The sequence below is a fragment of the Devosia insulae DS-56 genome, assembly GCF_000970465.2.
GTDB classification, from domain to species: Bacteria; Pseudomonadota; Alphaproteobacteria; order Rhizobiales; family Devosiaceae; genus Devosia_A; species Devosia_A insulae.
The window spans coordinates 1-11,685 of the sequence record NZ_LAJE02000216.1; the positions used below are offsets into that span (position 1 = coordinate 1).

The 11,685-nt window shown below is 66.0% G+C and carries 11 protein-coding genes; 4 read left to right on the forward strand and 7 right to left on the reverse strand.

Annotated features, from left to right (window positions below):
- The 4 genes from VW23_RS28285 to VW23_RS15435 form a co-directional block, all read right to left on the reverse strand.
- On the reverse strand, positions 1–134 hold a 134-nt coding region (locus VW23_RS28285), incomplete at its 3' end, for a GTP-binding protein (RefSeq protein ID WP_141728351.1).
- Between the two features lie 362 nt (positions 135–496).
- Complete coding sequence (locus tag VW23_RS15425; protein WP_069910438.1) at positions 497–1,354, reverse strand: SH3 domain-containing protein; 858 nt, start codon at positions 1,352–1,354, stop codon at positions 497–499.
- A gap of 201 nt (positions 1,355–1,555) precedes the next feature.
- A complete protein-coding gene (locus VW23_RS15430) occupies positions 1,556–2,530 on the reverse strand; it encodes an NAD(P)-dependent alcohol dehydrogenase (RefSeq protein WP_069910439.1) in 975 nt (324 codons plus the stop codon).
- A 55-nt stretch (positions 2,531–2,585) separates the two neighbouring features.
- Positions 2,586–4,109 carry a cupin domain-containing protein gene (locus VW23_RS15435; protein WP_176730414.1) on the reverse strand — a complete coding sequence of 508 codons (1,524 nt, stop codon included), beginning with the start codon at positions 4,107–4,109 and terminating at the stop codon, positions 2,586–2,588.
- A gap of 135 nt (positions 4,110–4,244) precedes the next feature.
- Here VW23_RS15435 and polA point away from each other — a divergent pair, with 135 nt between their 5' ends.
- The gene (gene polA, locus VW23_RS15440) at positions 4,245–7,160 is read left to right on the forward strand and encodes a DNA polymerase I (RefSeq protein WP_069910441.1); all 2,916 of its coding nucleotides are present in this window, start codon (positions 4,245–4,247) and stop codon (positions 7,158–7,160) included.
- Between the two features lie 255 nt (positions 7,161–7,415).
- Here polA and VW23_RS15445 read toward each other — a convergent pair whose 3' ends face one another.
- Positions 7,416–7,751, reverse strand: a complete 336-nt coding sequence (locus VW23_RS15445) for a TfoX/Sxy family protein (RefSeq protein ID WP_069910446.1) — start codon at positions 7,749–7,751, stop codon at positions 7,416–7,418.
- 137 nt (positions 7,752–7,888) lie between these two features.
- On the opposite strand from VW23_RS15445, the gene VW23_RS15450 reads away from it, so the two are divergent.
- Both VW23_RS15450 and VW23_RS15455 read left to right on the forward strand, forming a co-directional pair.
- Positions 7,889–8,149, forward strand: coding sequence for a DUF2171 domain-containing protein (locus VW23_RS15450; RefSeq protein WP_055876270.1), 261 nt, complete (start codon positions 7,889–7,891; stop codon positions 8,147–8,149).
- A 503-nt stretch (positions 8,150–8,652) separates the two neighbouring features.
- Positions 8,653–9,324 (forward strand): outer membrane protein, encoded by a 672-nt coding sequence (locus VW23_RS15455; protein WP_176730415.1) that lies wholly within the window; start codon positions 8,653–8,655, stop codon positions 9,322–9,324.
- A gap of 55 nt (positions 9,325–9,379) precedes the next feature.
- On the opposite strand, the gene VW23_RS15460 is transcribed toward VW23_RS15455, so the two are convergent.
- Both VW23_RS15460 and VW23_RS15465 read right to left on the reverse strand, forming a co-directional pair.
- A complete protein-coding gene (locus tag VW23_RS15460) occupies positions 9,380–9,751 on the reverse strand; it encodes a GFA family protein (protein ID WP_069910443.1) in 372 nt (123 codons plus the stop codon).
- A 341-nt stretch (positions 9,752–10,092) separates the two neighbouring features.
- Positions 10,093–10,962 (reverse strand): alpha/beta fold hydrolase, encoded by an 870-nt coding sequence (locus tag VW23_RS15465; protein ID WP_069910444.1) that lies wholly within the window; start codon positions 10,960–10,962, stop codon positions 10,093–10,095.
- A gap of 152 nt (positions 10,963–11,114) precedes the next feature.
- On the opposite strand from VW23_RS15465, the gene VW23_RS15470 reads away from it, so the two are divergent.
- A complete protein-coding gene (locus VW23_RS15470; RefSeq protein WP_069910445.1) occupies positions 11,115–11,525 on the forward strand; it encodes a DUF1810 domain-containing protein in 411 nt (136 codons plus the stop codon).
- The last annotated feature ends 160 nt before the right edge of the window (positions 11,526–11,685 follow it).

Here is an 11,685-nt window from a genome sequence, read left to right on the forward strand (position 1 = left end):
GTATCGGTCTGGGTATTGCCGCCATCGACGATTCCGAGGCGGTCGATGACACCGGCTGCGTAAAGCAGCCGTTCCGTCAGAGAGGTTTTACCGGCGTCGACATGCGCCAGAATCCCAAGGTTCAGTGTTCGCATTGCGCGTCACGTTCTCAAGTTGGGGAAGGGCTCCTTTCTCGATGAACATGACTCGGGGCATTGCGATCTCCATGGGAGGGCTGTGAGGGAGGCGGAATAAATCACGGGTGGGGGAGGCGGGCAACCCCGGCCGGCGCGGGGCTGCCCCACCCCTCACCGCCTTGCCTTCTCCCCTTGTGGGAGAAGGTGGCGCGCAGCGCCGGATGAGGGGTCCCGTGACACGAAGTGTCGCGCGGCCCGAGTGAAACGAGGGACGACCGAGTTTGCGGAGAGAACCCCTCATCCGGCCTTCGGCCACCTTCTCCCACAAGGGGAGAAGGCACTCGCTGCAGACGTCGGTGCGCGGCCGCAAGCCCGCTGCGCTAGTTCAAATAGTCCTTGTAGACCCAGCCGGTGCGGCCCTGGTCGTCGGTGATCTTCAGCCAGCCGCGCTGGTTCTGGCTCACCGTGACCTTTTCGCCGCCGGCAAGGCCGAACACCCGGCCATTCGACTTGCCCGGGCCGGAGCGGACATTGACGCCGGAGCCGGCAACCGTGCGGGTATCGCCCGAGGTGGCCGCTTGCTGCTTGGCGGGTTCGGGCTCCGGTTTGGGGTCGGGCTCGGGTGCCGGCTCATCCTTGGCTGGCTCCGGCTCCGGCTTGGCGATCGGCTCGGGCGTCGACTCGGGCGCGGAGCCGGCCACCTCGGCGAGCTTCCGCTCGGCCTCTGCCCTGACGTTCGCGGCGGTCTCGGTGGGCGCTTCGGCGAAGGCCGCGACATCGAGCGGGGTCGGGCGCTCCAGCGGCTGGGTGGTGTCGCTGGCAATGGCGTCCACCGCCTCGGCGGCAGTCTCGTCCACGGGCACCGGCGGGCCGGAACCATCGCCTTCGGCATAGGTCTCGGGGTCATCGGCGGCGTTGGCGACGGCGCCGGCGAGCCAACCCTCGTCATCGGAGGCGAGCGCCACAAAAGTATCGCCGATCATGGCGTCGACGCGCTGCGCCCGCTTGACCCCTTCCGGCACTTCCGGCGTGCGCATCGCGACTTCGGTCACTGGGGCGATCGGTGTCGCGGGCGCGGGTTCTTCGATTACCGCTGCTTCGACAGCAGCCGGTATCGCGGCAGGCGCGACGCTGGCGGCGGTCGCTACCGGCGCCTTGCCGGCAAAGCACTTGTCCAATCCGCCGCACTGCAGGCCAACCAGCACTGCACCGATGGCGCCAATACCGAGTACCGCCATTGCCGGCGCACCGACACGGACCAGAAGTTGCTGAGATGTCACGCTTCGCCAACGCGCCGCAAAGCGCGAAAGCGTGTCGATAGCCCCGTTCATGGCCGGTACAATGATTAACAAGCTTGTGGAAACTCTGTTCCGAAAGCGACTCAAATCGGGCAATGCCTTGACGGACTCGGGATCGCCACGATTTCCACCACGAAACATCTAGTCGGCGAGCTGCAGCACGACACTGCCGCGCTTGCGTCCGGTGTCGACGTGGCGGTGCGCCTCAACCACCTGATCGAGCTGATGAATCTGGTCGATGACCGGTCGCAGCGCACCGGCCTTGGCAAGCTCGATCTCGAAGGCGACATCCTCTGGTTTCGGCTTGAAGTTGATCGGGATCACCCGCTTGCCGCTGCGCCGGCTGTTCCCACCCGCGCCAAGCATGCCCTTCAGATCGATGATCACCAGCAGCAGCGCTCCGCCCGGCTTCAGCGATTTCTCCACCCGCTCGAACGGCGCATTGCCGACGCACTCGAAGATCACGTCGTACTGCTTGCCATTCCTGGTGAAGTCCTCGACTTTGTAGTCGATCACGTGGGTTGCCCCGAGCGAGCGCACCAGCTCGGCATTGCCGGCGCTGGTCACCGCCGTCACCACGGCACCGAAGTGCCTCGCCACCTGCACCGCCGAGGTGCCGACCGCGCCCGAGGCGCCGTTGACCAGCACTTCGTCGCCCGGCTTGATCGGGCACTGCCGGATGCACTCGGCGACGGTGTGGCCACCGAACACCAGCGCCACCGCATCGGTAAAGCTCCAGCCCTCGGGCTTTTTCACCATCGCCTCGCTTTCCTTGAGCGTGACGTATTCGGCATGGCCGCCGAACTTCATGCCGGTCAACCCCACTACCGCGTCGCCGGGTTTGAAGCGGGTCACCCCATCGCCCACTGCCTCGATCACGCCGGCGAAATCCATGCCGAGGATCTTTTTGCGCGGGGCGAAGATGCCGATGGTCAGCGGGCCGAAGAATTCGAGCCCCTTGGGCAGGTCGCGGGTCCGCATGCGGTAGTCGCCGACGCTGACGGTCGAGGCATGGACGCGCACCAGCACCTCACCGGCCTGCGGCACCGGCTTGGGCAGGTCCTCGACCCGCACCACGTCCGGCCCACCGAACGCGCGATAGACGGCTGCCCGCATTACTCTCTCCCCTGACGCCCGACCCGAAGCGTAGACATGGTGCGCGTCAGGGCGATTACAATCGGGGCGCTGTCCCGCTGGCCCGATTGGCGCGATGCTGTTGCAACTGAGCCAGAATGGCGAGCGGGCTGGGACGGCCCCCGAGTTCGAATGCCAGGTAGCGGGCCGGCGCCGTTCCGGTGGCGCGGATGCCATGCTGGGTATTGGCCGGGTGGTAGAACAAGGCGGGTGCCGTGACCTCGCGGCCCAGCGTCTCGACGCTGCCCGAGAGCAGCAGGATCGCCACGTCGTGGCGGTCAGCATGCGGCGCATAGCCCGCGCCTGGGGCCAGCGTGCTGGCATGGGCCTGCAGCCGCTTGAGCCAGCGGGTGCGCCCCTCAAAGAGCGGCGCGCCAATGCCCGGCGCGGCCGAGCCGATGGCAGCGCCGGCCTTGACGAAGGCGCGCCTCGCGGCGCTGCGGTTCGGGAGTTTGCCGGCGTTGATCCATTTCAGCATGGTGTAGAGCAGCGGGGTGTCGCCGGCATTGCTGAGCGTGTGGAACAGGCGCGCCGGATAATAGGCGAAATCGCCCGCTCCCATCCGGACGCGCTCGGCATTCACCGTTCCAGCGGCATCGTCGGCAACGTGCAGCTCCGCGGTCCCCGACACCACCACCAGGATCTCCTCCTCGAGGTGCTGATGCAGCGGATGCGGGCTGCCGCCGGGCGCGAGGATCGAGCTGTGGCCCTCGATATCGGTGAGCACCGGGGTGCGGCCCCAGAAATGCGGAAACGAGGCCAGGTCCGGGCCAAGTCTGGCGGGAGGCAGCAGGTGCACGCCATTGCCAACCGCCTTCGAGCGGCGTGGCGCCGCTACGATCCGGTTGACCGCTGGCTGGCCGGTGCCGCTGACCACCACGACCGGCGGTTTTTTGCGCTCATGAAACGCGATCGGCCAGGAAAAGGTCTTGGGCATGCGCACCGGGCGATCGGGGCGGGCATATTGCAGCAGCAGCGCGGTGCGGACCGCCTTGGTCTGGTTGTGCGAGCCGTGCCAGACCCGGCCATCGAACACCAGCGCCTCGCCATCATGCACCTCGGGCTGGAGGATCCGGGCCGCCGCATCGTACTGGCGGGCCGCGGCCAGCGTCGTCTCGTCGGTGCTCGCGTCCCGCGTCACCCCGACGCGGTGGTTGAGCTCCTGCATGGTGATGCCGTAGCGATGCGAGCCGGGAACGAATTTCAGCCCCGAGGAGCGATCGGTGTTCTCGAGCCCGATCCACACGGTGACGAAGCCGCCGTCCGGCGCCATCGACTCGACGTCGGTGTGGAACGGGTGGATGTCGCTCTCGGCCTTGACGATCAGCGAGGCGCCCCACAGCACGATATCGTCGCCGAGCGCTGGCCGCACCAGCTCGAGGAGGCGCGGATCGCTGCCGACGCGATGGAAGGCTGGGCTGCTGGCCGCCCAGCCCTTGAACCAGGCCGGCGGCTTTCCCGGCTCAGCGCGCAACCCCGACAGGATGCGCGCGCATTCTTCGGCATCGAATACCGCTACCGGCCCGGCATAGCCCTCAGGCTCCAACGCGTCTTTGGTCACGGCGACTCCCGCATGGCTCGGCCGGACCATGCCTGTGGGCTTTGCCCCCGCGCAAGCCCCGTGTCAGCGTTCGTCAGGGTTCATCCCCGGCGGCTTCTCGGTTAAGGTCCGGCCCCGAACATCCGGAATCGTTTCATGCATCTCGTTCTCGTCGACGGCTCAGGCTTCATCTTCCGGGCCTTTCATGCCCTGCCGCAGCTTACCCGCAAGAGCGACAAGCTGCCGGTGGGCAGCGTGATCGGGTTCTGCAACATGATCTGGAAGCTCAGCGAGGACCTGTCCGGCGACGACGCGCCGACGCATATGGCGGTGATCTTCGACTATTCGTCGAAGACGTTTCGTGACGAGATCTACGCCGAATATAAGCAGCACCGGCCGCCGGCGCCGGAAGAACTGGTGCCGCAGTTTCCGCTGACCCGCGCCGCGACCCGCGCCTACGGCCTGCCCTCGATCGAGATGGAGGGTTATGAGGCCGACGATATCATCGCCACTTACACCGCGCTCGCCAAGGATGTCGGCGGCAAGGTGACGATCGTATCGTCCGATAAGGACCTGATGCAGCTGGTGGAGCCGGATGGCTCGGTGCGGCTGCTCGACACCATCCCGCGCCCCGGCCAGCCGCCTTTGCGCTGGATCGGCTCGGACGAGGTGTTCGCCAAGTTCGGTGTCGGGCCGGAGAAGGTCATCGAAGTGCAGGCGCTGTGCGGTGACGCGGTCGACAACGTGCCGGGGGTTCCCGGCATCGGGGTGAAAACCGCGGCCGAGCTGATCAACACCTTTGGCGATATCGAAACGCTCTTGAGCCGCACCGCCGAGATCAAGCAGCCGAAGCGCCGCGAGGCGCTCGAAACCAATGCCGAGCTGGCCCGGATTTCGAAGCGGCTGGTGACGCTCAACCGCGAGACGCCGGTGGAGCTGCCGCTCGAGGACCTGGTGCGCCAGCCGGTGGAGCCGGCAAAACTGTTCCCGTTCCTCAAGGCGATGGAATTCTTCGCCATCTCGAAGCGGCTCGGCACGCTGCTCGATGCCGACCCCGAGGCCTGGCCGGCCGATCCGGAGCTGGCGGCCAAACCGGCCGAGCCGGTGGGTTTTGACAACAATGCCCGGGCCGAGGCGCGTGCGGCGCGGCAATCGGCCGAGGGGCGGGCGGATTCCGCCCCGGTGCTGCACGCCAAGCTCGAGCACGAAAAGATCAAGGCGATCCCGCTCGATCATTCGAAGTACGAGATCATCCGCGACGCGGCGCAGCTGCAGCGCTGGATCGACGCGGCCTATGCCGAGGGGATCGTTGCCACCGACACCGAGACCACCGGGCTCGACAACCAGACCGCCGATCTCGTCGGCATCTCGTTCTCGACCGCGCCCGGCAACGGCGCCTACCTGCCGCTCGGCCACACCGAGGGACATGGCGACCTGTTGGGCGGCGGCATGGCTGAGGGGCAGATGGACCTTCGCGCTGCGCTCGAGCAGATCAAACCGCTGTTCGCCGATCGCTCGATCCTCAAAATCTTCCACAACGTCAAATACGACCTCGGCATTCTCGCCCGCTACGGCATCGAGGTGCGCTCGTTCGACGACAATCTGCTGCTCAGCTATTCGCTCGATGGCCCGCAGTTCAACACCATGGGCGAGCTCAGCGATCACTGGCTCGGGCTCGCCGGCATGTCGATCAAGGAGCTGCTCGGCTCAGGCAAGACGCAGAAGACCTTTGCGCAGGTGCCGATCGCCGACGCGGCGAAATATGCCGCCGAGGATGCCGACCTCACCTTCCGGCTGTGGAAGGTGCTGAAGCCGCGGCTGGTGGCCGAGAACATGACGACGCTCTACGAGACCATCGAGCGGCCGCTCGCCCCGGTGCTGGCGCGGATGGAAGGCCGCGGCATCACCGTCGACCGGCAGATTCTCAGCCGCCTCTCGGGCGATTTCGCGCAGCGGGCCGCGGCGCTCGAAGCCGAGGCCTATGAGCTGGCCGGCTCCAACTTCAACCTCGGCTCGCCCAAGCAACTGGGCGAAATCCTGTTCGACCGGATGGGCCTCCCCGGTGGCACCAAGACCAAGACCGGCGCCTGGTCGACCGGCGCCGACGTACTCGAAGACCTCGCGACGCAGGGCATCCCGCTCGCCCGCACCATCGTCGACTGGCGCCAGCTGACCAAGCTCATGGGCACCTATACCGATGCGCTGCCGAGCTACATCAACCCCAGGACCGGCCGGGTTCACACCACCTATTCGCAGCACTCGGTGCTGACCGGACGGCTCTCCTCAAACGACCCCAACCTCCAGAACATTCCGGTGCGCACCGAGGATGGCCGGAAGATCCGCACCGCCTTCGTCGCCCCGGCGGGCAAGACGCTGATCAGCGCCGACTATTCGCAGATCGAACTGCGCGTCCTCGCCCATATCGCCGATATCCAGGCGCTGAAGGATGCGTTCGAGGAGGGGCTCGACATTCACGCCATGACGGCGTCGGAGATGTTCGGCGTGCCGGTCGAGGGCATGCCGTCGGAAGTGCGCCGCCGCGCCAAGGCGATCAATTTCGGCATCATCTACGGCATCTCGGCCTTCGGCCTCGCCAACCAGCTCGGCATCGAGCGCTCGGAGGCGGGCGAATACATCAAGACCTACTTCGCCCGCTTCCCCGGCATCCAGGATTACATGGCCGAGCAGCGCCGCAAGGTGAAGGCCGACGGCTATGTCGAGACCATTTTCGGGCGCAAGGTGAACTTCCCCAACGCCAACAGCTCGCACCCGGCCGAGCGCAGCTTCGTCGAACGCGCCTCGATCAACGCCCCGATCCAGGGCTCTGCCGCCGACATCATCCGCCGCGCCATGATCCGCATGGAACCGGCGCTGAAAGCCGCCGGCTCCGACGCGCAGATGCTGCTGCAGGTGCACGACGAACTGATCTTCGAGGTGGACGAGGGCAAGGAAGATGCGGTGATGCCGGTGATCGTCAAGACGATGGAGAATGCGTCTGAGCCGGCAGTACGGCTGACCGTGCCGATCAAGGTGGACGCGCACGCGGCACGGGATTGGGACGGGGCGCATTAGGGCGACGCCTACCTCGCGACGGCGCATCAAACGGGTGGCCTCGGGGTATGACACAGGTGGCGGTCTCGCGTCCCCTCGCCCCTCTGGGGAGAGGGTCAGGGTGAGGGGCGCCAAGCACACAGGGCGACCGGCTGCCCGAGCCGGAGCAACTTCGAGGCCGGCGTGCTTGGCGCCCCTCACCCCCGCCCTCTCCCCAGAGGGGCGAGGGGGCGACGCTGCATGGCCGGCGCGGAACCTATCCAACCGGAAAGTCAGTCAGCCCTTCTTCTTCCCCTTAGGCTTCGGCACCGGCAGCGCCGCAGTCGTCACCCGCACCAGCTCGGCCATCCACTCCGCATCGTCCCAGCGCTCCCCGGCAATCCGGAAACTCGGCTTGGCGCCGCTGTAAGCCGGCTGCTCATCCACCGCGTCGGCGAGAAACGCTCGCCCCTCCGGCGTCGGCTTCAAAAAGAACTGGTCGTCACAGACCAACGCAACGATCTTGCCGTCGCAGTAGACCCCGTACTCGCCGAACATTTTGTGGGCGGAGACGGGGCCGGCCGAGGCCAGTTGTTCGAGGAGGTAGTCGATGGTGGATTGCTGCGATGCCATGAAGGTGAGACTCCGGGTTGCGAGCAGTCTCGCTGCTGTCCTCACGGCGTCAACTCTCATCGTTCGCGAGCATCCCTTCCCGCATCCATCCCCGCCCCCATGCGTTCCCCCTGCTCCAGCAACCAAGGAGCAGTGTCATGTCGAACCTTTCCGGTATCCGCGAGCATATGGAAGTCATTGGCGCCGATGGGGTGCATGTGGGGATTGTGGATCGGGTTGAGGGTGGGCGGATCAAGCTCACCAAGGCCGAGGCGCCGGGTGGCAGCCATGAGGGGCATCACCATTATGTGCCCGGCATCCTCGTCGCCGCCGTCGAGGGGGACAAGGTGCGGCTGTCGGCCGATGCGGCCAATGCCGAGCTGTTCGAGGAAGAAGAGGACGGCAAGACGCGGCACTGAGGCGATGCGCCTCTGAGGCGCTCACCTCCTATCACCGGCGTCATTCCCGCGTGGGCGGGAACCCAGTGGGATGCTGCAGCGCCAGCGGGTGCTGAGAGTGCGCACTGGGTTCCCGCCTGCGCGGGAATGACGTCGGTGGTTTTTGGTGAGTCGAGCGCCCAGCTAGGACCTATGCACCGGCCAAGCCGCGTCGCCCCCTCGCCCCTCTGGGGAGAGGGATGGGGTGAGGGGCGCCAAGCGCGCCAATTGAGCCGACACGGTAGCGATAACTGATGGCGCTGTGTGCTTGGCTGACCCTCTCCCCAGAGGGGCGAGGGGGCGCCGGTTGCACCGACTGTGCCTCAACGCGCCCTCCCCGAACCCAACTGCCGCTTCCATCACGTCGTGATGCTCACGTTATCAAGCCCCCGCGAAACTGGAATTTCGAGCTCCCGGCACTCCCGTTCAAGGCGCGGCTATGCCATTGGGATTGCATACTGATTACTCTTTTTGGGTGGGCTCCAATGAACAAGCCTATGCTTCTCCTGGCTGCAGGCGTCTCGGCGCAGGCCATTTCCTCGGCTTCGGCGGCCGATCTCATCATCGACACCCCGGTTGAAGCCGGCGTGGTCCAGGCCAGCGGCAACTGGGACGGCGCCTTTATCGGTGTGTTCGGTGGCTATGCCTGGGGCGAGCTCAGCGTCGATGATGCACCCCCGGGCCTCTTGACCCCCGAGCCGGCCGGCTGGCTGCTCGGCGTCAACGCCGGCGCCAACTTCACGCTGGATAACGGCATCGTCTTGGGCGTGGTCGGCGATATCGCCTGGGCCGACATCAAAGACACGCTGGTGCAGCCGCCGTTCGGCAGCGTCACCTCGACCCTCGACTGGCAGGGTTCGCTGCGCGGCCGTATCGGCTTCGACGGTGGCGCCTTCCTCCCCTACCTGACGGCTGGTCTCGCCGTGGCGCACAACAATGTCGAAGCCGTCGGCCTCGGCGCTGGTGAGGACGATGCCATCCATGCCGGCTGGACGGCCGGCGCCGGCGTCGAGCTCGCCGCCACCGAGAACCTTTCGGTCGACCTCGCCTATCGCTACAGCGACTACGGCAATGCCGATTACACCACTGGCGGCGGCACTGGCGAACTCCACCTCACCGCCCATCAGGTCACCGTCGGCCTCAACTGGGGCTTCTGATCCCCAGCCAGCCATTGAATCGGCGGGCGGCTTCGGCCGCCCGTAGCATTTTCGGCTACCACAGGTTGCGGCCGTCGATGACGTTCACCGGCAGCGACTGCATCAGCTCGTAGTCGTCGAGGATCTTGACGTTGATGGCCATCTTCTTCCGCTCCGGAACCGCAGTGTCCTCGAGCGAATAGTCCGGGCTGACGCCGTAGGTGGTGCAGCCGCAGCGGGTGCAGAAGTGGTGCTCGTGCAGCGGGCTGACCGGGGAATAGACCGCACCATAAGTGTCGGAGAGGATGCGCGGGCCGCCGACGTCGTAATAGGCCCAGAGGCCGCCCGATTTGGTGCACCAGGTGCAGGTGCATTGCGTCGCCTCGGTCGGCGCCTCGGGCAGCTCGATGCGGGTGCCGCCGCAGTAACAGGTGGCGATGGTGCTCATCGGAGGTCTCCTTATCTGATGTGACAAGGTTTGCCTGGGGCATGCTGACAAAGGCTGTCAGCAGTGATGCACCGGGTGCGCGAACTGGAGCAGATTTGCGGTTCGCCCGGCGCCCGCCACCCCTCACCCGTCTCGCGCTTCGCGCGATCCACCCTCTCCCCGACGGGGAGAGGAACAAGAGGCGCCGCCCGCTCGATCTATTCTTCTCCCCGTCGGGGAGAAGGTGGCGCGCAGCGCCGGATGAGGGGTGAGCCACGATGTGGGGGGAACCTCAACCCAGGCCAGACAACGACGAAGGCCGGCGGTTTCCCGCCGGCCTCTCTCGCTCAACTCACCGTCGCTTAGCCCGGGAAGCTCGGCTTGGCCGGGAGTTCCTGCTTGAGGAAGGCCGGGACCACGGCCTTCATGATCTCGATGTTCGCCGGGTTGAAGAACACGTTGATGTGGCTGGTGCCGGGGAGGACCAGCAGCTGGGTCTTGGGCAAGCCGAGCATGTCGCCGTTGACGAGGCCGCCGGCGGCCTGGTGGTGCTTGGCAATATAGTCGAGCCCGACGATATCCGCGTCGCCGTAGATATAGAGCGAGGGCACGCTGATCTTGGCGAAATCGGCCGACCAGTCGAAGGTGGTGAGGTCGAGCTGCTTCAGCTTGTCGACCAGCACCGGGAAATTCTCCGGGTGTGGGTTCAGGCGCTTGAACTCGCCTTCGAACGGGCTGCCGGCGAACATCTCGGGCGTGATCCCCTCGATCATCTTCATGAAATCGGGGCCCATGGTCTCCTCGTCATACTTGTAGCCGGCGGAAGCGGCGACGATGCGGGTGACCTTTTCGGGGTGATCGATGGCGAAGCGGATGGCGACACCACCGCCCATCGAGAAGCCGAACAGCGCGGCCTTGTCGATCTTTAGTTCGTCGAGCAGCGCTGCCACGTCATCGGACATGCCCTCGTAGGTGATCGGGGTATCGCGGTCGCTGGTGTGGCCGTGGCTCTGCAGCTCGACGGCGATCACCTTGTGGTCCTTGGCCAGGGTGGGGATCAGCCCGGCCCAGTTGCTGTCGACCGACATGTAGGCGCCGTGCAGCAGCACCAGCGGCTCACCTTCGCCATGCACCTCGTAGTACATGTCGAGGCCGTTGATTTTCGCAGTTTCGGCCTGGGCAACGCCGACAAAGCCGAGGGCAAAGGCGGCGGCGAGAAGGGCGGTCTTCATGGTCGTTTCTCCTGTTGTCGTCGGCGCGTCCCTCGCGCCTTCTGACTTCACGACGAGCGGTGAAATCGGGAATCGACACGCACGATGAAAAAACTTCGCGAGGTGTTCGGGAGTTCCAGTCCGCCTGGGTTTGGTGCGTGCTAGGCTCGGGCATGTTCGAGCATTTCGTCACCGCGCAGGAGCCGGTTTACGCCCAGGTGCTGGCCGAGTTGCGTGCCGGGCGGAAGCAGACGCACTGGATGTGGTTCATCTTCCCGCAGCTCAGGGCGCTCGGCCGCAGCGCCACGGCTTTACGCTTCGGCATCGCTGATCTCGAGGAGGCGCGAGCGTATCTGGCGCATCCGCTGCTGGGGGCGCGGCTGGTCGAGTGTGCGGGGATCGTTGGCGGGATTGCCGGGAAGTCGGCGCATGAGATCTTCGGCTCGCCGGATGACGTGAAGCTGCGCTCGTCGATGACGCTGTTTGCGCATGCGGCGGAGGATGCGGCGCCGTTCCGGCGGGTGCTGGAGCGGTATTACGATGGGGTGGAGGATGCGGTGACGGTGGGGCTGATCGGGCAGTGAACTGACAGGCGATGCTCTTTCACCTTCTCCCCTTGCGGGAGAAGGTGCCCGAAGGGCGGATGAGGGATATCTCTCCGCGAACTGGGTCGCTCCTCGCTTTGCTCGGATCGCGCTACACTTCGTTACGCGTACCCCTCATCCGGCGCCCACGCCCCCTTCT